Annotated in this window: 20 protein-coding genes, 1 pseudogene and 1 riboswitch; of the genes and pseudogenes, 7 read left to right on the forward strand and 14 right to left on the reverse strand. The window is 73.7% G+C overall.

Annotation, left to right across the window (positions count from 1 at the left end; genetic code table 11):
* Positions 1 to 68: 68 nt before the first annotated feature.
* On the reverse strand, positions 69 to 1097 hold the full coding sequence (locus ACQEVC_RS12300) for a coiled-coil domain-containing protein (protein WP_432876379.1): 1029 nt from the start codon (positions 1095 to 1097) through the stop codon (positions 69 to 71).
* 3 nt (positions 1098 to 1100) lie between these two features.
* A riboswitch (cyclic di-AMP (ydaO/yuaA leader) is annotated at positions 1101 to 1232 on the reverse strand.
* A gap of 140 nt (positions 1233 to 1372) precedes the next feature.
* A complete protein-coding gene (locus ACQEVC_RS12305; protein WP_432876381.1) occupies positions 1373 to 1576 on the reverse strand; it encodes a hypothetical protein in 204 nt (67 codons plus the stop codon).
* 213 nt (positions 1577 to 1789) lie between these two features.
* Between ACQEVC_RS12305 and ACQEVC_RS12310 the strand changes: the two genes are divergently transcribed.
* Positions 1790 to 2443 carry a dienelactone hydrolase family protein gene (locus tag ACQEVC_RS12310; RefSeq protein ID WP_432876382.1) on the forward strand — a complete coding sequence of 218 codons (654 nt, stop codon included), beginning with the start codon at positions 1790 to 1792 and terminating at the stop codon, positions 2441 to 2443.
* 60 nt (positions 2444 to 2503) lie between these two features.
* Positions 2504 to 3232: pseudogene (locus ACQEVC_RS12315) on the forward strand (TIGR04222 domain-containing membrane protein); the annotation flags it as partial.
* 11 nt (positions 3233 to 3243) lie between these two features.
* On the opposite strand, the gene ACQEVC_RS12320 reads toward ACQEVC_RS12315, so the two are convergent.
* From ACQEVC_RS12320 to ACQEVC_RS12335, 4 genes are all read right to left on the reverse strand, one after another.
* Complete coding sequence (locus tag ACQEVC_RS12320) at positions 3244 to 4071, reverse strand: FAD:protein FMN transferase (RefSeq protein ID WP_432876384.1); 828 nt, start codon at positions 4069 to 4071, stop codon at positions 3244 to 3246.
* A 5-nt stretch (positions 4072 to 4076) separates the two neighbouring features.
* The gene (locus ACQEVC_RS12325) at positions 4077 to 4583 is read right to left on the reverse strand and encodes an FMN-binding protein (protein WP_346257193.1); all 507 of its coding nucleotides are present in this window, start codon (positions 4581 to 4583) and stop codon (positions 4077 to 4079) included.
* A gap of 35 nt (positions 4584 to 4618) precedes the next feature.
* Positions 4619 to 6262, reverse strand: coding sequence for a ferredoxin reductase family protein (locus ACQEVC_RS12330; RefSeq protein WP_432876387.1), 1644 nt, complete (start codon positions 6260 to 6262; stop codon positions 4619 to 4621).
* A 254-nt stretch (positions 6263 to 6516) separates the two neighbouring features.
* Positions 6517 to 7290: an LppU/SCO3897 family protein gene (locus ACQEVC_RS12335; protein WP_432876389.1), complete on the reverse strand. Its 774-nt coding sequence runs from the start codon at positions 7288 to 7290 to the stop codon at positions 6517 to 6519.
* Between the two features lie 402 nt (positions 7291 to 7692).
* On the opposite strand from ACQEVC_RS12335, the gene ACQEVC_RS12340 reads away from it, so the two are divergent.
* The 4 genes from ACQEVC_RS12340 (at position 7693) to ACQEVC_RS12355 (ending at position 13040) form a co-directional block, all read left to right on the forward strand.
* Positions 7693 to 10812 carry a BTAD domain-containing putative transcriptional regulator gene (locus ACQEVC_RS12340; protein ID WP_432876391.1) on the forward strand — a complete coding sequence of 1040 codons (3120 nt, stop codon included), beginning with the start codon at positions 7693 to 7695 and terminating at the stop codon, positions 10810 to 10812.
* 93 nt (positions 10813 to 10905) lie between these two features.
* Positions 10906 to 11661 (forward strand): helix-turn-helix transcriptional regulator, encoded by a 756-nt coding sequence (locus ACQEVC_RS12345; protein ID WP_432876394.1) that lies wholly within the window; start codon positions 10906 to 10908, stop codon positions 11659 to 11661.
* Positions 11662 to 11756: 95 nt separating this feature from the next.
* Positions 11757 to 12212 carry a nuclear transport factor 2 family protein gene (locus ACQEVC_RS12350; RefSeq protein ID WP_432876396.1) on the forward strand — a complete coding sequence of 152 codons (456 nt, stop codon included), beginning with the start codon at positions 11757 to 11759 and terminating at the stop codon, positions 12210 to 12212.
* 201 nt (positions 12213 to 12413) lie between these two features.
* Positions 12414 to 13040 (forward strand): NADPH-dependent F420 reductase, encoded by a 627-nt coding sequence (locus tag ACQEVC_RS12355; RefSeq protein ID WP_432876398.1) that lies wholly within the window; start codon positions 12414 to 12416, stop codon positions 13038 to 13040.
* 67 nt (positions 13041 to 13107) lie between these two features.
* On the opposite strand, the gene ACQEVC_RS12360 is transcribed toward ACQEVC_RS12355, so the two are convergent.
* The 6 genes from ACQEVC_RS12360 to ACQEVC_RS12385 all read right to left on the reverse strand — a co-directional run bounded on the left by ACQEVC_RS12360 (position 13108) and on the right by ACQEVC_RS12385 (position 20016).
* Entirely contained in the window at positions 13108 to 14286 is a 1179-nt protein-coding gene (locus tag ACQEVC_RS12360) for an AI-2E family transporter (RefSeq protein ID WP_432876400.1), read from the reverse strand.
* A gap of 115 nt (positions 14287 to 14401) precedes the next feature.
* Positions 14402 to 15334, reverse strand: coding sequence for a hypothetical protein (locus ACQEVC_RS12365; RefSeq protein WP_432876402.1), 933 nt, complete (start codon positions 15332 to 15334; stop codon positions 14402 to 14404).
* 318 nt (positions 15335 to 15652) lie between these two features.
* Complete coding sequence (locus ACQEVC_RS12370; protein ID WP_318398755.1) at positions 15653 to 16339, reverse strand: response regulator transcription factor; 687 nt, start codon at positions 16337 to 16339, stop codon at positions 15653 to 15655.
* Positions 16309 to 17463, reverse strand: a complete 1155-nt coding sequence (locus ACQEVC_RS12375; protein WP_432876405.1) for a hypothetical protein — start codon at positions 17461 to 17463, stop codon at positions 16309 to 16311. Before ACQEVC_RS12375 ends, ACQEVC_RS12370 begins: the two co-directional genes overlap by 31 nt.
* Complete coding sequence (locus ACQEVC_RS12380; protein WP_432876407.1) at positions 17453 to 18685, reverse strand: sensor histidine kinase; 1233 nt, start codon at positions 18683 to 18685, stop codon at positions 17453 to 17455. The genes ACQEVC_RS12375 and ACQEVC_RS12380 overlap by 11 nt, the downstream gene beginning before the upstream one ends.
* Positions 18686 to 18969: 284 nt before the next feature.
* Complete coding sequence (locus ACQEVC_RS12385; protein WP_432876409.1) at positions 18970 to 20016, reverse strand: SMP-30/gluconolactonase/LRE family protein; 1047 nt, start codon at positions 20014 to 20016, stop codon at positions 18970 to 18972.
* Between the two features lie 358 nt (positions 20017 to 20374).
* On the opposite strand from ACQEVC_RS12385, the gene ACQEVC_RS12390 reads away from it, so the two are divergent.
* On the forward strand, positions 20375 to 20998 hold the full coding sequence (locus tag ACQEVC_RS12390) for a DedA family protein (protein WP_432876411.1): 624 nt from the start codon (positions 20375 to 20377) through the stop codon (positions 20996 to 20998).
* Between the two features lie 20 nt (positions 20999 to 21018).
* Here the strand turns inward: ACQEVC_RS12390 and ACQEVC_RS12395 are convergent, their stop codons facing one another.
* On the reverse strand, positions 21019 to 21246 hold the full coding sequence (locus ACQEVC_RS12395) for a hypothetical protein (protein WP_318398750.1): 228 nt from the start codon (positions 21244 to 21246) through the stop codon (positions 21019 to 21021).
* 84 nt (positions 21247 to 21330) lie between these two features.
* Positions 21331 to 21792: a hypothetical protein gene (locus tag ACQEVC_RS12400; RefSeq protein WP_432876414.1), complete on the reverse strand. Its 462-nt coding sequence runs from the start codon at positions 21790 to 21792 to the stop codon at positions 21331 to 21333.
* Between the last annotated feature and the right edge of the window lie 91 nt (positions 21793 to 21883).

A 21883-nucleotide genomic window follows, 5' to 3' on the forward strand; every position in this document is an offset into this window, starting at 1 on the left:
AAACCGGAGATCTTGACGACTTCTTGCCGCCCCCACCGCAAGAAGTCGTCAAGATCTGATCGGCACCCCTAGACCAGTGACAGGTGTACGTGGTTGGTGTGGTCGCTCGACGGGTCGCCGTGTGCACCGCTGTACGACTTCCACCCGGTCGTCGGCAACCAGATCTGCCGGTACCAGATCACGTACAGCACGCCGATCCGGTCGGCGTTGCGGACGAAGAACGCGGCGAGGTTGTTGCCGTAGGTCCGGTTGGCGCCCGTGGCGGCACCCCGGAAGCCGCCCGCCTCGGCGGAGAAGTCGCAGGCCCGCCCCTTCGGGTGCTCGTAGGGGCCGCCGGAGCGGTAGCACCCGGTGAACCGGGTGAAGCCGGCCCGGCGCGCCTCGTTGAAGGCGTGCAGGGTGCGCGGCGTGACGCAGCCCGTGGTGGTCGGGTCGGGCCGGCTGCACGACTGCGGCGGCCAGGAGCCGTCGGCAGCGCGTGGCGCGGGCCGGGCCACCGGTGACCTGGCGTTGACGAAGCCTCCGGTGGATGCGCCGCCGACCTGGGCCAGCGCCCGCTCGGCGGCCTGCTTCTGCCGCAGCATGATGGCGAGCTGCCGGCGCTCCTCGATCACCTCGGCGTCCAGCGCCTGTTTCGCCCGGGTGGCCCGCTCCCGGGCCTGCCCCAGCGCGCGTAGCGCGTCGTTGTCCCGCAGGGCCACCACCTCCAGGCCGCGGGCGCGCTCCAGGAGTTCCTCCGCCGAGCCGCTGTGCAGCAGTACCAGCACCGGGCCGATCCGGCCGGTCTGGTACGCCGTCCGGGCCACCTGCTCCACCCGGGGGCGCAGCTCGGCGATCCGTCCCTCCACCCGGCGTAGCTCGGCGGCGATCTTCGCCTGCCGAGCCTGGGTGTTAACCAGCGCGTTCTTGGCCTGTAGGTAACCTCGGCCGGTCGATTCGAGTACGTCGCGCAGGAGCGGCGTGTCGCCTTCGTCGCCGAGAACGGCGGGGCTGTTCGCCTCCGCCACGCCGGGCCGGAGCGCTGCGCCGGCGAGCGCGCCGAACGTGGCGAGCAGGGCCAGGGCCAGCGGTAACCGCCGACGTGTGGATCCCGTCATGCATGTCCCTCCGTCGCCCGCCTACCGAGTTAGCTGACGGGTTCGGGACGGAACAAGCCCCTACCGCGGTTGCGGACTCACCCCACCTACCTGGGTCCCCGGCTCACCTCGTTGGTGATTCGGCGGCGGTCACGCCGGCGCGGAGGGGTGCGCCACCGGGCGAAACCGGGGTCAGCCTACCGGACCAACCGGGCCGACCTCGGGAATTCCGGGATGATCCGCCGTGGAAAATTCACCCGGCTACCGATCATGAGTCGCGCCGGTACGACCTCGACCTAGCGGTCGCGCGGATCCTCCGAGTACCGCTCGCCGCTGGACGGCATGCCCACGGCGTCACGCGGCGGCGTGCGGCGCGGATCGTCGAGCGACCTCGCCTTGGCCGCCTCGTCCGCCCATTCGCTCCGGTCGGGATTCTGCTGCCCCGGCTCGTCGGTGCGGGCCGGGCCGGACTTCGCCTTGCCGGATTTCTGGCGGGCCATAACGTCCCTCACGTTCGTCTGCCGGTCGGCACGTCGGCCGTCCCGGTGCCTGGTCGGACGTTCCGGCCTTCCCCGACTGCGCACCGGCAAACCCGGGCGCCGGTCGGCTGGCGGCGTGTGGTTGAGCCCGGCGCCGCCGGGTAAGACCGACAGGACGGCGGTCGGCGTCACACCCGCGACTCTCCGCCGGGAAGAGGCATGGGAGGCAGTCGAATGGACACCCGGACCACCGAGACCACGATTCCGGCCGGAGACGTACGACTGACCGGCGACCTGGTCGTCCCCGCCGACGCACGCGGGATCGTCCTGTTCGCACACGGCAGCGGCAGTTCCCGGCACAGCCCGCGCAACCGGATGGTGGCCGAGGCGCTGAACCGCCATGCCCTGGCCACCGTGCTGGTCGACCTGCTGACCCGGGACGAGGAGGCGCTCGACGACCGGACCGGGGAGTTGCGCTTCGACATCGGCCTGCTCACCGGCCGGCTCGTCGGCATCGTCGACTGGCTGGCGACCGGCGAACCGGCTGGGCGGCTCCCGATCGGACTCTTCGGGGCCAGCACCGGCGCCGCCGCCGCGCTCTCGGCCGCCGCGCAGCGCCCCGACCGGGTGTACGCGGTCGTCTCCCGCGGCGGTCGCCCGGACCTGGCCGGCGCCGACCTGCCCCGGGTACGCGCCGGGACGCTGCTGCTGGTCGGCGGGCTCGACGACGAGGTGCTGCGACTCAACAACCAGGCGCTGGCCGAGCTCGACGCCGGGGCGGAGTTGCGGGTGGTGCCCGGCGCCACCCACCTGTTCGAGGAGCCCGGCGCCCTGGACCAGGTGGCCCGGGAGGCGGCGGAGTGGTTCGCCGGCCACCTGCCCGGCTGACCGCCCGCCCGGCGTTGGTTCGACCGGACAGCCCGGGACGGACGTGCGCGGGTTCTCCATACTCGAAGAATGACGGCGTTGTCCCGCGACCTGAGCACGACGGACCTCGGCTATCTCACCGGTGGTGCCTGGGGTGCCGTCCGGACCGCACTGGTGATGCTGCACGGCCGGGGCGGTGTGACGGTCGCCCGACCCGGCGGACTCAGCCGGACCGGCAGCATGCCGGCGTACGCGGAACCGCTGGAACGTGCCCTGTTCGGTGCGCTGTACGGCTCGATGTCACCCCGTGAGGTGGCCAACCAGCGGCGGGTCCGACAGGCCCTGGCCGAGCAGCGGGAGGGCCTGATCGGGCTGGGACTGCTCCGCCCGGCCTGGCGCCGGTTCCTGTTGCCGGCCATGCTGGTGCTCGTGCTGCCGATGGTGGTCGCCCGGCTGGTCGCGGTCGACCTGCTCGGCGTCGGCGTCGGCCTGCTGGTGGTGTTGGCGTTCGTCGGGATGGCCGGCTGGTTCCTGCCCCGCCGTACCCTCTCCGGCGGACGTACGCTGCGCGACGCCCGGCGCCGGCATCCTCTTCCGGTCGGCCCGGACGGCGTTCCGGCCGCGCACCCCGCCGGACTCGAACCGGGGCTGGCGATGGCGCTGTACGGCACCGCAGGGCTGCTGCCGGCGGTGCGCCGGTTCGTCCGGGACGGCGGACTGCTCGACGGCGGACCCTGGTCCCGTTTCCTCGGCGACTCCCCGCTGGACAGCTCCTCGATGCCGGCGGGCGGGGCCACCGGGCACGTCTGAGCCCCGGCCGGTCAGCCCAGCCGGGGTGCGGGCTGGCCGGGCAGCTCGGAGCGGGTCGGGGCGGGCCGCTGGGCCGGCTCGGTGGGCAGCACCGGGAACCCGTCGGTGCGGTAGCACAGCTCGTCGGAGGTGACGATGCCGACCTCGTGGTCCGGCAGGTCGGCCAGCCAGCGCAGCCCGGCCTGACCCATCGCCACCCCGGCGGTCGCGTACGCGTCGGTGCGGCCGAGGTCGGTGCCGACCACGGTGACCGAGGTCAGGTCGGTGGCCGGGGCACCCCGGTACGGGTCGATCACGTGGAAACCGCGCTCGTACGTGCCGGAAGTGGCGATCGCGAAGTCGTCGCCGCCGAGCACCCAGCAGATCTTGTCCTGCTGCCACGGGTGCCGGATGCCGATCCGCCACTGCTCGCCGGGTCGCGGCCCGCCCCGGGCGCGGATGTCCCCGCCCGCGTTGATCCAGTGCGAGCCGCAGCCGGCCGCCAGCAGCCGGTCCGAGGCCACCTGCACCGACCAGCCCTTGACGTAGCCGGACGGGTCGAACCGGCCGGTCGCGTACGCGTCGAAGTAGCCGTCGGTCTCCCGCCACAGGTCGGCGCAGGCCTCGACCACCAGCCGCAGGTCGGCGGAACAGTCCTGGATAGACAGTTCGCCCCGGCCGAACCGGTTGACCTCGCTCTGCTCCTTGTAGGTGCTGAACCGCTCGTCGACCTCGCGGAACCAGTCGAACGTCTGCTCGGCCAGCGCCTCCAGGCGCCGGGCCGGCAGCGGGTCGGTGAGCTGCACACTGATCGGCGTACCCATGATCTGCTCGACCCGGCGCAGCCCCGCGGTACCCATCGGACTCAGGCCTTCGCCTTGTCGAGCGCGGACTGGAGCGACGCCTTGTACGCCGCACTGGTCAGGCTCGCCCCAGAGACCGTGTTCACCTTGCTGGCGCTGGTGGCGGCGAGCGCCTGCTGGCGCAGCTTCGGGATCGCGTTCTCGTTGATCCCGGCGCTGGTCGGGTCCTCGTCCGGATAGGTCGCGTCGGCGTCGGTGACCTTGCCACCGGCGACCGTGATGGTCACCTTGATGGCGCCGTAGTCGTAGTTGGCGGTCGCACCGACGAAGGTGCCGTCCTTCAGCCCGCCCGCCGGGGCCTTGGCCGGGGGCTTCTTGGCCGGCGGCGCGGTGGTCTTCTTCCCGGCCGGAGCTTTGCCGGACGGCGTCGGGCTCGCGGCCGCGTCGCCGGTCTCCTCCTCCAGCGCCACCTGGGTGCCGGGGTCGTCGGTCGAGGTGCCGAGCTTGGCACCGATCAGCAGGCTGGCGCCGATGGCGGTACCGAGGACGGCGAAGGCGGCGCGACGCACGGGATGTACCTCCGTAGGGGGTGGTGTGCGGGGGATCAGAATTCGAACGGGTCGAGGTGGATCTGCCGGCGCGGCACCCGGAGCTTGCGCATCGTCCGCATCGAGACGTCGACCAGCCCGGGCGGCCCGCAGAGGTAGACGTCCCGGCGGCGTACGTCCGGCACCAGCTCGCGCATGCCCTTGGCGGTGAACAGGTGCCGGGGTGCCGGGTCCTCCCGGGAACCGATGACGTACCAGACCTGGGCGTTGCGGGACCGGGCCAGGAAGTCCAGCTCGTCGCGGAAGAGCAGCTCCTCCTCGCTGCGGGAGCGGTAGATCACCACCGTCTGCTCGGGCAGATCCTCCAGCAGCGCACGGATCGGCGCGATGCCGCTGCCGCCGGCGATGAGCAGGGCCCGGGGCCGGATCGCCCGGTCGGCGGTGAAGACCCCGGAGGGCCCCTCGGCGAAGATCCGGGTACCCGGCTCCAGGTATTGCAGGGACTCGGTGTGGTCACCGACCACCTTGACGGTCAGCCGCAGCCACTGCTCGTTCGGCGCGGCCGAGAGCGAGAACGGGTGCGCCTGCCACCAGCAGCCCTTGGTGAGGAACCGCCACCGGAAGTACTGCCCGGCCCGGGCGTCCAGCTCGTCGAGGCGGTTGCCGGAAATGTAGATCGACACCATCTCGAACGCCTCCGGCACCACGTCCTCGACCCGCAGCCGGTGCCGGAGGTTGAACGCGATCGGGGAGATGATCCGTCCCCAGAGGACACAGGCGACGACGAAGACGTAGAGCCCGGCCCAGAAGTACTGCCCGAAGCCGGGCTTGGACAGCTCCTGGCCGGTGGCGAACTGGTGGCCGTAGCTGAACAGCAGCACCAGGTAGGTGCTCAGGTGCAGGTAGTACCAGAGTTCGTAGTTCATCATCCGGCGGATCGCCCGGATGGCGAGCAGCGCGATGCCGACCAGGATGCCGGTGGCCACCGTCGCGCTGATCATGTCCTCGTACGTGCTCAGCAGTGTCCAGGTGCCCTCGACGATCGGGGTGTTGGTGAGCTTGCTGTAGCCGACCGCGATCAGTCCGGCGTGCGCCAGGATGGCGAGCAGCAGGAAGGCGCCCAGCTCCCGGTGCCAGATCAGCAGCGAGTGCGCGCCGATCCAGCGTTCCAGCCAGCGCACCCGGCTCATCAGCAGCACCTGGGCGAGCAGCAGGAACCCGCCGACCATGCCGGTGAGCCGGCCACCCGCGATCAGGATGTCGGCGGTGGTCCGGATCGAGCCGGCCGGAGTGTTCAGCCACCACAGCTCGACGCTGGTGGCCAGCGCCGACCAGAAGACGATGTGGAAGAAGAGCCGGCCACTGCGGTCGTACGGCTCGACCTCGGCGGTTTCCCGGTGCCGGGCCGCCTCCACCGCCCCGCTGATCGGGTTGGGCCGGTGCGCGGGTGCCTCCTCGGCGTACGACCAGGGCTCGCGGCCACGCGCCGGAGCCGGCTCGCGGCCACGTGACGGATTCGACCAGCCACCCTCCGCGCGCGCCGGCTCGGCCGGGGCGTAGCGCTCGAACTCGTCGTACGGTTCGCGCTCCCGCCCCCGGGGCGGCCGGTCGTAGGGGTCCTCGGACGGCACCCGGGGCAGCAGGCCGGTCACCCATTCGGTGAGCGGCTCGGCCGTTTCGACATCCCGACGACGAGTCACGAAGAATATGTACCGGTTGGCAGTGTCGGAAACCAGTCCGGACGGCCGGCTTAGTTCAGTCTTAAGAATCGCTTGGTTGGGGGCTAAGGAAGCGACCGTGCGGTGGCCCGGACGCTCCCCGCCCCGGACCACCGCACCCCCCGTTGGTCGGCTTCCGTCGATCCACCGCTCCGGGCGGCCGACCGCACCCGCTCACCCCTGCCGGCCCGCCCCCTCACGGGCCGCGAGGGGGCGGCTCACGCACGGCGTCGCCGTCAGCGGGCCGGACCGACGCACAGGATGAAGTCCTGGAGCGTGCCGATCGTGCCGTCCTGGTAGAGGTACCGCGTGTAGTCGGTGGACGAGCAGGCGGACTCGCTGATGGTGCCGTCCTTGCGCAGCAGCACCTTGAGCGCGCCCCTGCTGCCGCAACTCGCCTCCTCGACCTCGCTGGTCGCCTCGTCGATGGTGAGGCAGTCGCCCTTCTTGAACTGGTCGAGGTTGCCCTCGATCGACTCCTCCTCCGGAGTCGGCGAGGCCTTGCCCCTCGGCGGCGTCGTCTTCGTGCTCGGCTTCGGGCTCGGGGTCTGCTCGCCAGCGGCGACGTCCGACGGGTCGGCCCCGTCGTCGCCGGCCCAGAGGTACGCCGCGGTACTGCCGCCGCAGCAGAGCAGCACGACGCCGAGGACGATGCCGACGATCAGCGGCGCCTTGCTCTTCTTCGGCGGGACCGGCGTACCGAACTGCGGTGCCGGCCCGGCCGGCGAGGAGGGTGCCGACGGGTCCGCGCCCGACGACGGGTAACCGGACGCCTGCGGGTACGACTCGGGCGACTGCGGGTACGGGCCGGACGACGAGGGTGGCGGGTAGGAGCCCGCGGAGGACTGCGGGTACGAGCCGGAGGCGGGCGGGTAGGAGCCCGAGGAGGGTGGTGGGTAGCCGGAACCGCCGCCCGCCGGACCGCCGTACCCGCCGGGCTGGCCGGAGTATCGCGGGTCGTGGGACGGCTCACCAGGGCCGTAGCCCGGTGGTGGATATGTGGACATCATTGCCTTTCGCCAGAAAACTGCATCGTCGCGGCCGTCCGAGGCCGGATGGCCGTGGCCACCCGGGGCGCACCGGTCGGACCAGCGGCGGGAACGGCCCGCCCGGTTCGGCCAGCGTGCCCAGACCTGCGGCGGACGGCCGCGGTACACATCGGATGGTCGGGTGCCCGGCGCTCGATCCGGTGTCAGGGACATCTCCCCGCACCCGAGTCCCCCCGAACGCCGACCCCCGTGACCGGCCCGCCCCCCGCGGGCCTCTAGCAGCTTGGGGATGCCCGCCACACAACTGCCACACGATTGCCACACGCCACGCGGGCACCGCCCCGGTACACCGCCACATCCTGGGCAGACACCGTAGTACGGTTTCATGTCCGTGATTTGCCTGCGGTTCTCAGGAGACGGCGAGTGAAGTTCGGGGTGCTCGGGCCGCTGCGAGTCTGCACGGACTCCGGCGCCGAGGTGGTGCTGCGCAGCCGGCACCAGCGCACCGTGCTGGGCGCGCTGCTGGTCGGCGCCGGCCAACTCGTCACCGTCGACCGGCTGGTGGAGACGCTCTGGGGTGACCGCCCACCGGCCTCGTACGCCTCCAACCTGCAAACCTACGTTTCGCGCCTGCGGGAGCGGCTGCCCGGGCTGAGCATCGAGCACCGCAGCGACGGCTACCTGCTGCGGGTGGAGACCGACGACGTCGACGTACTGGTGTTCCGGCGGGAGGTCGCCACCGGCCGGGCGGCACTGGCCGCGGGCGACCCGGGGCTGGCGGCCGACCGGTTCCGGCGCGGGCTGCGGCAGTGGCGGGGGCGTCCCCTGGCCGACCTGACGGTGCCGACGCTGGAGCCCGAACTCGCACAGTGGGAACTCGAACGGGTCGGCGCGCAGGAGGATTGCGTCGACGCCGACCTCGGCGCCGACGGCGACCTCGCCACCGTCCTCGCCGAGCTGCACCGACTGGTGACCGAGCATCCGATGCGGGAGCGGCCGTACGGCCAGTTGATGGTGGCGCTCTACCGCGCCGGGCGCCGGGCGGACGCGCTGGCCGCGTACCAGCGGGCCCGGGAGACCTTCGTCACCGAGCTGGGCGTCGAGCCCGGTCCCGAACTGCGCCGGCTGCATCAGGCGATCCTGCGCGGCGAGGAGCCTTCGGTGGGCCGGTCCGGCAACCGGCCGGAGGTTGCGCCCCGGTCGCCGTTCCCGGTCTGCCAGCTTCCGCCGGCCCTGCCGGGATTCGTCGGCCGGGCCGGCAGCATCGACCGGATCGAGCGGATGCTGGACTCGGCGGCCGGCGGGGTGCCGGTGGTGGCGGTCTCCGGCCAGCCGGGCGTGGGCAAGAGCGCGCTGGCGGTGACGGTGGCACACCGGATCCGGGATCGGTTTCCGGACGGGCAGCTCTTCGTACACCTGGCCGGTGCCTCGGCCGCGCCCCGCGATCCGGCCGCGGTCCTGGCCGACCTGCTCCGGGTGCTGGGCGTGCCCGGCTCGGCGTTGCCGCAGAACCTCTCCGCGCTGGCCGCCGCCTACCGGGCCCGGCTCGCGGACCGGCGGGTGCTGGTCGTGCTCGACGACGCCGCCACCGCCGCCCAGGTCCGGCCGCTGCTTCCGGGTACCCCCGGCAGCGCCGTGCTGACCACCAGCCGGCGCCGGCTCAGCGGGCTGATCGACGCCCGGCACCTGCCGGTCGGTCCGCTCACCGACGACGAGGCCCGGGCGCTGCTGGCCGACGTGGTGGGCCCGGAGCGGGTGGCGGAGGAGCCCGGCCAGGCGGCCCGGATCGCCGCGGCCTGCGGCAATCTGCCGCTGGCGGTCAGGATCGCGGGTACCCGGCTCGCCACCCGGTCGTGGCCGCTGGCGATCCTCGCCGACCGGCTCGACGACGAGCGGCAGCGCCTCGACGAACTGGCCGCCGGAGACCTCCAGGTCCGGGCCAGCCTGGCGCTGAGCGTGCAGGCGCTCTCCCCGCCGACCCGGGAGGCGTTCGGCCTGCTCGGCTCGCTCGGCCCGGTCAGCTTCGCGCCGTGGGCGGTGGCCGAGTTGCTGGACAGCGCCGACGCCGACCGGGTACTCGACGAGCTGGTCGAGGCGAGCCTGCTGGAGGTGACCCGGCCGGCCGACGGCGGCGAACCGCGCTACCGCCTGCACGACCTGCTCCGGGTCTACGCCGAGGAACTCGCGGCCGCCACCGGCCGTCCACTTCCGACAGCGGGGAGCGTCGGCGGGGTGGGAGCCCCGGCGGGTTCCCCCGCCGTCCCGGCCGGGCAGCCGGGGCGGCGGGCGGGAGCGCAGCGCCGGCTGGTGGCGGCCGCCGCCGCGCTCGCCGGCAGCGCCGCTCGCCGGCTGCCCCGGACCCTGACCTGGGCCCGCCTGGCGGAACCGGCCGATCGGGTACGCCCGCCGCGCGCCGCCGAGCGGATCGCCGCCGATCCGCTGGGCTGGTTCACCGCCGAACTCGACTTCCTCATCGGCCTGCTCGGACTCGCCATGGAGTGCGGCGCCGAGCGGGCCGCGATCGACCTCGCCGAGCGGCTCGCCCCGTTCTGCTGGGTACACGGGCACTGGACGGAACTCCAGGCGGTGCAACGGCTGGCCGGGCAGGCCGCCGAGCGGATCGGCGACGACCGGACGATCGCCCGCACCGACTTCGTCATCGGCCTGCTCCAACTGGCCCGGGGTGACCTGGCGGGCGCGGCCGAGCGGCTGCGCGACGGTCGGGACCGGTACGAGCGGCTCGCCGACCGGCACGGCCTGGCCTGCCTGCTCAGCGACGAGGCGGTGCTCTACGACTACCAGAACCGCGCCGAGGACGCCGCGTCGACCGCCGAGCGGGCGGTGGCGCTGTTCCGGGCCGAGGGGGACCCGCTGGGGGCCCTGCTGGCCGCGCCGGTGCTCTCCGCCGCGTACCGGGGGCTGGGGCGGCTGGACGAGGCGCTGGCGGTCGACGAGGCGGCGGTGGCCGAGGCAGACGAGCTGGGTGCCGCCGAGATCGTCACCGCCCGGTGCCTGAACGCGCTCGCGGTGACCCGGTTGCTCCGCGACGAGCCGGCGCTGGCGTACGCCGCCGCGGAGCGGGCCGTGGCGCTGCTGCGTACGGTCAACGACCGGTACGTGCTGCTGGCCGCCCTGCGGCACCTCGCCTCGGCGGCGGTCTGTCTCGGCCGCCGGGACGAGGCGGTGCACCGGCTCCAGCAGAGCCACGACCTGGCGGTGCAGTTGGGTGACCGGCCCTGGGCCACCGGCCTGGCCCGGGACCTGGCGGTGAGCTGGATCGGCGAGGGGCGGGCCGGCGCGGCGGTCGGGGTACTGCGCCGCTGCGTCCGGACGTTCGAGGAGATGAGCATGCCGTCGGCCCAGGCGGCCACGCTGAACATGCTGGCCCGGGCGTACGACGAGACCGGCGACCGGGACGCGGCCCGGGACGCGCGGTTCTGGGCCGGCATCCTCAGCGATCCCCGGGACACCCGCACTCCGGCGCTGGCCGGCATCGTACTGCGGTTGGCCGACGCGCCCGGGCTGGTGACCAGCGGCCCCTGACCCGCCGCCCAGGTCGGTGAGCGGCGGCTCCTGACCGGCCCGTCCGGTGCACGAGCCGCCGGAAACGTCGTACCTGATCGGTAGTTTTGGCAGGTGAACCGTACCGATCGGCTTTATGCCCTGGTGGAGGAGTTGCGCGCGGTCGCACCCCGACCGCGCAGCGCACGCTGGCTCGCCGACCGATTCGAGGTCGACGCGCGCACGATCAGGCGGGACATCGGCGCCCTACAGGAGTCCGGCGTGCCCATCTACCCCGAGTTGGGCCGGGGCGGCGGCTACGTGCTGGACCGGGCCTACACGCTGCCGCCGGTGAACATCACCCCGCGCGAGGCGATCGCCGCCGCCGTCGCGCTGGAGACGATGGCCGACACCCCGTTCCTCGACGCGGCGCGCTCGGTGCTGCACAAGATCCTCGCGGTGATGCCACCCTCCGGGGTGGAGGCGGTGGCCGAGCTGGCCGGCCGGATCAGGCTGGCGGAGCTGGAGCCGGCGCCGACGGGGGCGCCTGCCCGGCAGGTGCTCCGGACCGCCGGTGACGCGTTGCTCAGCCGCACCGTGCTGGCGATCGAATACGTGGACCGCAACGGTGCCACCTCGCACCGGTTGATCGAGCCGGTGGAGCTGCTCGGCGCCGGCCGGCAGTGGTATCTGGTCGGTTGGTGCCGGCTGCGGCAGGAGGTGCGCGGGTTCCGGTTGGACCGGATGCGCCGCGCGGCGCCGACCAACGAGACCGCGCCGCCCCGGTCGATCGAGCCCGCCTGGCGGGGCGGGCTGGACGTGCCGGCGACCCGGCTGCAACTGCCCGGACGAGCGGATTCGTCGAGAAAAGCGGACAGGATGCTGTCCTGACCAGCGCCGAGAATGGTGGGTGACGAGGCCGGCGCGGTGCCGCCGACGCGATCGGCGGACCGGGCCGGATCACCGCCCACGGGAGGACTCTCGCGATGACCATCAACACCAACCACAGCTCGGCCGTGGTCCCCGTCGACTCCCGGCCGATGCTCTGGCAGAACTGGATGGCGCTGCGCAACGGCGACCGGTCGCTCGTCGAGGAGATCCTCGCGCCCACGGTTCTCGCCCACCTGCCGGTGCCCGGCGGGTCGCCGGAGCAGGTCCGGGGCCGCCAGGCGCTGCTGACCTGGGTCTCCGGCCGGCACGCCGGCTGCCCGGACGCGCGGCTCACCGTCGAGGTCGGCCCGATCATCGGGCCCGACCTGATCGCCGGTCGCTGGAACCTCACCCGGGCCGGCGACGACCCGGGCAGCCTCTGTCCACACCGGATCATCGTGGCCTGCTCCGGCGTCGACATCCTGCGGGTCGACGGCGACCGGATCGTCGAGTACTGGAGCCACGACGACAGCGTCCAGTTGGACCGCTGCCTGACCTACAGCGCCGCGTAGTAACGGCCCGGTGGCGGGACGGGACGGTTTATCCCCGCCCGCCACCGGCCCTCCCCAAACTCCGACCTCGGCTTGGTCGTCATCTGCCACCTCTCTCGGGCGGTCTGGCCAGCCTGTGCCCGCCGCTCCGGGCGCGGGAACGGGCGTTTGCCGGGTGGCCGGTCGGGTAGCCCCGCCCAGGCGGTGGAAAGGGGGAGGACCGTGCGGATCGGCATCGTCGGCACCGGGCACGTCGGTGGCACCCTGGCCCGGTTGTTCACCAAGGCGGGCCACGAGGTGGCGGTGGCCAACTCACGGGGGCCCGACACGCTCCGTGGGCTCGCCGACGAGCTGGGCGAGCGGGTGCATCCGGCGACCGTGGCAGAGGCGGCCCGGTTCGGCGACGTGGTGGTGGTCTCGGTACCCGTCGGCCGGTACGCCGAACTGCCCGCCGAGCCGATGAGCGGCAAGACGGTGATCGACACCGGAAACTACTACCCGGAGCGGGACGGCCACCTGCCCGAGCTCGACCAGGACCGGACCACCTCCAGCGAGCTGCTCCAGCGGCACCTGCCGGACGCGCACGTGGTGAAGGCGTTCAACACGATGCGCTGGGAACACCTGCGCGAGTACGGGCGGCAGTCGTCGGCGCAGCGCCGTTACGGCATTCCGGTCTCCGGCGACGACGTCGGCGCGAAACGGCGGGTCTCCGACCTGATCGAGCAGGTCGGGTACGAGCCGGTGGACGCCGGCCGGCTGGCCGAGGGGCGCCGGCACCAGCCCGGTACCCCGGTCTACCTCGCCGACCTGGACGGCGCCGAACTGCACAGCCAGCTCGGCGCGCCGTAGCTGCGGCACACCCGTCCCGGCGGGCCGCCCAGGGGCGGTCGGGCCACCTGCGGGGAGAGTGGCGGGGTCAGTTCTCGGGCGGGTTCCGGCCGGCGTCGCCGGCTGCCGGGCCCGGCTCGTTCGCCTCGCCGGCCGGCTCGCCCCGGTCGTCGTTGTTGCCGGCCCGGGCACGCCGGTCCGTCGCCACGGTGTTGACCACGTTGTAGAGCACCGCGGCGATCGGCACCGCGACGAAGGCGCCGACGATGCCGCCGAGCAGTGTGCCGGCGGTGACCACCAGCAGCACCACCACCGGATGCAGTCGTACCTGCCGCTTCATGATCAGCGGTTCGAGCAGGTTCCCCTCCGTCTGCTGCACGGCGATCACCGCCGCCAGCACCAGTAGCGCGGTGGTCGGCCCCTTCGCGGCCAGCGCGACGAGTACCGCGACGCTCCCGGCGACGGTGGCGCCGATGATCGGTACGAAGCCGCCGAGGAACGTGATCACCGCCAGCGGCAGCGCCAGCGGAACGCGGAGGATCACCAGGGCGGTCCCGATGCCGATCGCGTCGATCGCGGCGATCATCATCGTGCCCCGGGTGTACGCGCCCAACGTGTGCCAGCCGGCCCGACCGGCCGCGGCCGTCCGGGCCCGGGACCGCTCGGCGATTCGGTCCAGCACCCACCGCCACATCGGGCGGCCATCCTTCAACAGGAAGAACAGCAGCACCAGGACCAGCAGCAGGCCGCCGACCGCCTCGGCCACGGTGGCCGCGCCGCTGACCGGGTCGGGCGCCGACTTCTGGATCCCGGTCACGGCCTGCCGGGTCCACTCGTCGAGCTGCTGCTCGCTGATCGGCAACGCGCCGGTGAGGAAGTCCCGGGTACGCTCCAGCCCCTGGTCGAGCTGCTCGGCCAGGTCGGAGAACTGGTCGGCGGTCAGCCGCCAGATCAGCAGTACGGCGCCGCCGAGCAGCCCCAGCAGCAGCAGTACGGCGGTCAGCGCGGCCAGCGCGGGCGGGAAGCGGTGCCGCCGCAGCCGGCTGGCCACCGGATCGAGCAACGCGGCCAGGAACAGGGTGGCCGCGAGTGCGATGCTCAGCGGTGCGAGCCGGGTGGCGATCTGCGCCAGGACGTACGCCCCGGCGGTGATGACGAGCAGGCAGGCGCTGGCCAGCACCGCCCAGCGCACCAACCAGGGGAGACGGTCCAGTAGCTGGCTGGGGCGCCCACCGTACCCGTTCGACCGGTCGGCCGCGTTGCCCATGTCCGCCTCCTGTCGACCTCGGCGTCACGGGTACCCGCCCGATGCCCGGGCGACACCTGCCGCTGTGGGTCGATCTGTTCGGTTCCGGGGGCGTTGGGCCGGCCGACCGGTCCGGTCAGGAGGCGGAACCCGGCTGCCGTTCCGACCAGCGGGCCGGTGGGCCCCCGGGCAACCGGCCCGGTGCCCCCGAGTTCCGGCCCGACGGCGGCAGGTTCCGACCGGGCGCCGGCGAACCCGCGCCCGGTGTCGACGAGTTGCCGGTCGGCGGGGCGGAACTCCGGCTCGGCGTCGGCGCGTTCCGGCGGCGCAGCGAGCGACGGTAGTAGTCGTCCCGGTGCGCGAACTCGACCGGCAGCGAGCCGGGCAGGTCGACGCCGCGCCGGGGATCGGCGAGGGCGTCGGCGTGCAGCGCCAGCCCGGCGCGGGCGAGCAGCGCGTCCCACTCCGGCGGAGCCAGTTCCACCATGGCCGGGTTGGCGAGCCGGAACCTGGCCACCGCCCGCCGGAGCACGGTGGCCAACCGCCGTACGCTCTGCGGCGAGTCGAGCGGGCCGCCGGAGAGGGCGAGCGCCGGTCGACCGGTGGCACGTACCGCGTCGCAGACCACGAGCAGGCGTTCGGCGGTGGCGTCCGGATCGGTGTCCGGGCCGGTGCCGGCGGAGAGGATACGTAGCCCGGCAGGCCACTGCCAGCGGATCTGCCCGGTCACCACCCGACTGCTGAGCGGTCCGGTCCGGCGCCGGTGCCGCGGATCGGCCTGGAGCCCGGGCGCCGGTCCAATGTGGCAGTCCACGCAGACGTACGTCAGCCGCCGGTCGGTGACGGTCACCTCGGCCGGCCGGGGCAGCGACCAGGCCAACTCGTCCGGCCCGGTGCCGGGGTCGAGCAGGTATCCGGCGACCTCGACCCGGTCGCGCCACAGCACCCGCTCGTCGGTGTCCAGCACCAGCCGGCGGTGCCAGTCGAGCCGGGGGAAGTAGGTGTCGTCCTGGTCCGGGTCGTCGAAGCGGTGCGGCCGGATGAAGAACGGGGACGCGTTCTCGGTCATGGGGGAGGGCCTCCCGGGTACGGGACGTCGTACCTCCTAGGCTGGCGGACTTCCGACCCGCTGTCACGACGGTTGTTGGGGGGTCGGACGCTCGGCTGACCCGGGCACGGCCGTTGGGCGGCGGACGTTGGATCTACGGCCCCTGCGGCGGCCGGAGAGTCAGGGCAGGGACCGGGAAACTGCCGCTCCGGCGCGGCGAGCAGCCGGGGCCGCCAGGTGCGGCGAGCAGCCGGGCGGCCAGGGTGTGGCGAGCAGCCGGGCGGCCAGGGTGCGGCGAGCAGCCGGGCGGCCAGGGTGCGGCGAGCGGACCGGGGCCGGTCAGTTACCGATCTCGTCGGCCCGGACGAGGCCGTCCTCGATGGCCCGGGCGAGCAGTGCGGCCTTGGTCGCGGCGGGCCGGCCGGCCCGGGCGTACTTGATCCGAGCCCGGTCCACGTACTGCTTGACGGTGTGCTCGCTGATGTTCATCCGGCGGGCCACCGACGCCTTCGACATCGACTGGAACCAGAGCAGCAGCGCCTCGCGTTCCTTGTCGGACAGCACGGGCCGGCCGGTACGCCGGTCACCGACGATCGCACCGGCCAGCGCCGGCGGCACGTACGGCCGGTCGCTCGCCGCCGCCAGCACGGTGTCCACACAGTGCTCCCGACCCTCCTGCTTGGCCAGGAAGGCGACCGCGCCGGCGTCCAGTACGGCCAGGATGGTGTCGGAGTCGCTGTGTTCGGAGTAGACCACCACCCGGCGGCCGGCGCCGCTCAGCTCGGCCACCTTGTCGATCGCCATCCGGCCGCGCAGCCGCAGGTCGAGCAGGATCACGTCGGCCGGCGGCTGGTCGGCGGCGAGTACCCGGTCCGGGTCCTCACCGGTCGCCACCACCGCCAACCGTGGCTCGGCGGCCAGCCACGAGCGGATCCCCTCGATGACCACCGGGTGGTCGTCGACGATCGCGACCGTGATCCGCGATCCTTCCGGGGTCACGCCGCCCGCCACCGGGTCTGCACCCATACCAGTTCCTCGTTCTCCTCGTAGACGTACTCGACCTCGCCGCCGGGGAGGTCGTCGCCGGCCCTCCCGATGGTGTCACCGGGGCCGGCTGGCTCAGATGTGATCATCGACGTGCCGGGTGTGGTCAGGCTCACCACGACCTCGTCGGGCTGGCCGACCACGGTCAGCCGGGCCCACCGGGTCGCGGCGGCCAGGGTCGTGGTCAGCGGTTCGGCGAGCTGCCGGCGGATCTCCACCGGCAGCGGTGGCAGCGTGCCGACGGCCACGAAGTCGACCGGCAGGCCGTTGCGTTCCACCACGTCGACACAGGCGCGCAACTCGTGCAGCAGCGGATCCGGCACGTCGTCCGACTCGGCGATCAGCCGGCGCAGCCGGGACGCCTCAAGGGCGCACCGGCGCTGCACGGCCGGATCCGCCGGATCGGCCCGCCCCTGGGCGAGGTCGGTCAGGATGGCCCCGGCGGTCCGGTCCAGCGCGGCGAGCCGGTCCCGGCGGGTCTGGTGCATCCGGCCGGCGACGGCCCGCTCGGTCTCGATCGCCGTCCGGGCCGCCGCGGCCCGGGCGGTGCTGCCGGCAAGGGTGCCGAGCAGGTTGACCGCGATCATCATCGCGATCGGCAGCGTCGCGTTGCCGTAGACGGCCATCGCGTACCGGCTCAGGTCCGCGGCGCCGCCGCCGTGCAGCGCGAGTACCCCGACCAGGGCGATCGCCGCGCCGACCGCCAGCACCGCGACCAGGGCCGGGATCCGCCGACCCCAGAGCAGGAGTACGACGAACCAGCCCAGCGTCGCCCAGCCGAAGTTGCCGGAGTCGAAGACCAGCGATCCCGGTACGCAGGCGAAGACCGCCACGTCGACCAGGAGCAGTACCCCGACCAGCGGCCAGGTCGGCGAGGGTGCGCCGCGCAGCAGGTTGACCGCGGCGATCACACCCACCACGCTGAAGACCAGCCAGCCGGCGCCGACGACCCAGGGCAGCCGGTATTGCTGCCAACTGCCGAGCACCGCCGGCAGGTTGATGGCGAGGTGCCAGCCGAACGCGATCACCACCGCCGCGATCCGGGGACCCCGCTCGACGGTGGCGGTGACGGTGCCCGCCGCACCGCCGGCCAGGTCAGTGGACATCCGACCACTCCAGCCGGATCCGGGTACCCCGACCGGGCGAGGACGAGACCTCGGCCCGGCCACCGACCGTCGCCATCCGGCCGTGCACGGACTCCCGCAGGCCGTACCGGTGCCGGGGGACCGCGTCCGGGTCGAAGCCGGGGCCGTCGTCGACCACCTCGACCGCGACGGTGTCGCCGCTGCGGCACAGCCGCACCGAGGCGCTGGCCCCGGGAGCGTGTCGGAGCACATTGGACAGTGCCTCGCCGGTGCTGTGGGTGACCGCCTCGGCGACCGGGGCCGGCACCGCGCACGGCTCCAGCGCCGCGCTGGCCCGCAACTCCGGCAGCCGGCCGAGCAGCGTGCGCAGCCGCTCGTCGAGGGCGATCAGCCGGACCTCGCCGGCCGGCTCCATGCCGACCGCCGGAGGACCGCCGGCCAGGCCGGCCAGGGTACGCAGGTCGGTGGCGGCCCGCTCGCGCAGCAGCGGCGACCGCCCGGTGACCGCGCCGAGGCCGACCACGGTGAGGGTGGAGAGCACGGTGTCGTGCAGGTCGCGGTTCTGTTGCCGCTCCGCGGCCCGGGCGGCCCGCGCGGTCAGGGCGGCCCGGGCGGTCTCCTGGTAGGCCGCGAAGGCGGCGTCGGCGAGCCGGCTGCTGCGCCGGGCCACTCCGGCGAGGGCGGCCGCGGAGCCGGTCTGCACGGCGAGGGTGATGGTGTGCCCGACCGCCTCGGTGTCGTCGCCGGCCAGGTGCGCGCCGATCCCGTACGCGGCGGCCACCAGCAGCCCGGCCGGGACCGAGCGGGTGGCCGGCAGGATGAACTGGGCGACGATCACCGAGGTGCTGGCCTGGATCGCCACCCAGCTCACCTCGCCGGGCAGTACCTCGGCGGCGACCAGGTCCCGGATCAGCAGGCAGGTGCCGACGGTGAGCAGGATGTCGCCGGCCATCGCGGGCGCCGACCGGTGCCACCGGACCACCAGGGCCGCGAAGAGCACCGACCAGACGGTCAGCAGGCTCACCACGACGACGAGCAGCGGGGTGGAGACCGGCGGGGTACGCACCGCGAGCGCCGGCACCGCACAGGCGATCCCGCAGGTGAGCCGGAGCAGGGCCGGAAAGAGCGTGTAGACCCAGCTCAGCGCGCTGGCCGCCGGCATCTCGGTGACGGTCGGCGCCGGGTCGACCGGACCGGTGGGCCCGACCGGGGAGGAGCCGGCGGTGGCGGGGGAGACAGACATGTGTGCCCGACCTCCCGTCGATCCGCCGCCGCGGCAGCACGCCCGAACCGGACCGCACCCCTACGTATCGAAGGCGAACAATAGCAGAGGCATAACGGCTGGTTTGTCCCAGATCGCAGTTGGGGTTATCGGCCGCCTCCACCCGAGGGGCCGTCGGACCGCCCGGCACGACCCGACCACCGAACGGGGGTCACGGTGACGGCCGGACGGGGGTCAGTGTGACAGCCGTACGGGGGTCAGCGCGACCCGTACCGGGGGCCGGGCCCACCGTACGGGTCGCGGGATCAGGCGTGGTCGTTGGCGGGTGGTACCGCGTCGACCGGCATCCGGTAGATCCACACCGGGTAGTCGACGCTGGAGGCGCCACCGGCAAGTCCCGGAGTGCGGTTGAGCTGGGCCGCCGGGATCCAGAGCCGGCCGGTACCGTCGAGCCAGAGCGCGTCGCCCCAGACCAGCCGGGGGTCGGCGACCAGGGTCTCGATCCGGCGATCGAGATCGATCGCCAGGATGCGTCGCCGGTCCACGTCGCTCAGATAGATCACCCCGGCCGCGTCGATCGCGGTGCCGCCGGTGGTCGGGGTGTCCACCCACGGCTCGACCTGCCGGGCGACGATCTCCGGTGGGATCTCCGGGTCGTCGAGGCAGCGCGTCTCGATCCGGTGCAGCGGCCCGGAGGCGGGCTGGTAGTAGAGGTAGCGCCCGTCCGGCGACACCTCCAACTGGTCGGCGTGGATCCGCAGTTCCCGGCCGTGCGCGTCGCGGAGCATCTCCCCGTCGGCCCGCAGCGGGCGGCGCGCGACGGTGCTGGCGTGCCCGTCGAGTACCCGGCGGCACGCCCCGGTCGCCAGGTCCAGCACGATCAGCCCGGGGGCACCCGCGTCGGTCAGGTAGCCCATCCGGCCGTTGAACCGGACGTCGTCGACGTAGCTGTTCGGCCGCAGCGCCGGGCCGAGGTCGTAGCTCCGGATCACCGTTGCGGAGTCCAGCTCCACGACGATCAGCCGTGGACCTCCGGGTACGACCGGCAGCCCGATGCCGGGGCTTCCCGAGTCGACGATCCAGAGGTTGCCGTCCGGTCCGATCCGCAGCCCGTTCACGTGCACGAAGGCGCCCTCGGGATCGAGGTCGTCGCGTACCTCGTTCCAGGCGGTGTCGGGATAGGGGACGACCCGGCCGTCCGAGACCACCTCACCGACCTGCATCCCGGGTCCGTCGGCGGACGGGAAGCTCACGAAGACCCGGCCCTCGCCGGTGGTGGTCACGCCGGTCCAGACCCGGTCGGTGGCGGCCACCGGGCGCAGCCGGGGATTCTCCTGGATGGTGGGGCGCACGCCGCCGAGCCTATCGCCGGACAAGCCCCGGAAAGTCCCTTTCGTTGTAGCTCAGTGCGGTCCGGCGAGGCCGGCTGCCCGAGTTCGGTGCAGCTCGGTGCGGTCCGGCGATGCCGGCTGCCCGAGGCCCCGGGTCGTGGCAGTCGGGGAGCCGGCCGCGCTGGTCGGGGTATTTACCGCGTTTCGGGTCATCTCCTCGGGCACGATGGCCGGGTGGAGTTCGCCCCGGCCGAAACGCCCGCCCGCCGCCGGCCCATCGGTGCGGTGGGGTGCGGGGTACTCCGCCACCTGCCCGGGGGCGACCGATGCCGTGACGCCGGCCGGTCGGCTGCCGGTACCGGCTGACGGGCGGCCCGGGGTGGACAGCGTCATCGACACCCTCAGCGCACTCTCCGGCTGGGCGGCGCTGTTGGTGGTCGGTGGGCTCGCCTTCGGCGAGTCCGCCGCCTTCGTCGGGCTGTTCCTGCCCGGCGAGACCGCGCTGCTGCTGGGTGGAGCGCTCGCCGCGACCGGCCGGGTGAGCCTGCCGGCGATGGTCGTGGTCTCCACCGTCGCCGCCATCGCCGGGGACAGCGTCGGATACGAGATCGGTCGCTGGACCGGCCCGCCGCTGCGTCGCAGCCGTCCCGGGCGCTGGGTCGGCGAGGAGCGCTGGGGCCGCGCCGAGCGGTTCGTCGACCGGCACGGACCGCTGGCCGTGATGCTGGGACGGTGGGTCGGCGTGCTCCGGACCCTGGTGCCGGCGCTGGCCGGAATGAACCGGATGCCGTACCGCCGGTTCCTGCTCTTCAACGCCCTCGGCGGCGCGGCCTGGGCGACCGCCGTGGTGATGGTCGGCTATCTGGCCGGCGCCTCCTGGCGGCGGATCGAGAACCACCTCGGCGAGGCCGGTGCCGGCCTCGCCGCGCTGGTGGTGCTCTGCCTGGCGGCGTGGTGGCTGATCCGGCGACGGCGCCGCGCGCGGCGCGGAACCCGGCCGTGACCGGGCGGGCGTCGCCGCGGTCAGCGGGCTCCGACGGGCACGTCGATGATGCTGGCCAGCAACTCCTGGGCCCGGCGGGCCCGGTCCATGTCCTCCCGCTGGATGCGGTCGATGAACTGCCGGATGTCGTCGTGTCCCTCGGCGTCGCTCTTGTACTGCTCGTAGACCTGACCGCCCTTGAGGGCGTGGTACTGGATCGACACGAGGTCGTAGACGATGTTGTCGGCGTGACCGTGCACCTTACCCATTGCGGTCTCCCTCCCTCGGCTACGGTGTCGGCTACCCGGTTACCGGCCGTTGATTCCGCCGACCGGTGCCTCCGGGCGGGCGGGTCAGTCGGCGTGCGGCCAGGGTGACGCCGCCACCACGGCGCCGTAGAGCAGGTGGTCGGCGAGCAGCGCGAACCGTTCCCGTCCGCCGTGCCGGCGCTGGTCGACGCCGAGCAGGGGGGCGAGGCCCGCCTCGAACACCGTCCAGAAGGCGAAGCCGTACGCCGGCCCGGTCCAGCCCTGCCGCCGCAGCGATCGGGGCAGCAGCCCGAAGAGCATCCCGCCGCCGGCACCGTAGGCCCAGTGGATCAGCTCGATCAGCGCCTGCCGGCGGTCCACCGGGATCCGCCGGAACAGGCTGGGCGCGGTCTGCACCAGCACCTCCTCGGGCGGGACGCGCTGGACCAGCCCGAGGCCGGTGGTCACCTGCCGGACGCCCGACATCGCCATCGCGGCGACCGCTCCCCGGGCGGCGCCCCGCACTGCCGCCGCCGAGGCCGCGCGCAATCGGTGTGGATCCGTCACCTGGGCTCCTCTCCGTGCCGGGCGAGGTGCCGGGCGAGCCGTACACCGCCTCGCTGCTACCCGGCGGCGGCTCCGGGAAACCCGAAACCAC

It is taken from the genome of Plantactinospora sp. CA-294935 (assembly GCF_050936445.1).
Classification (GTDB): Bacteria; Actinomycetota; Actinomycetes; order Mycobacteriales; family Micromonosporaceae; genus Plantactinospora.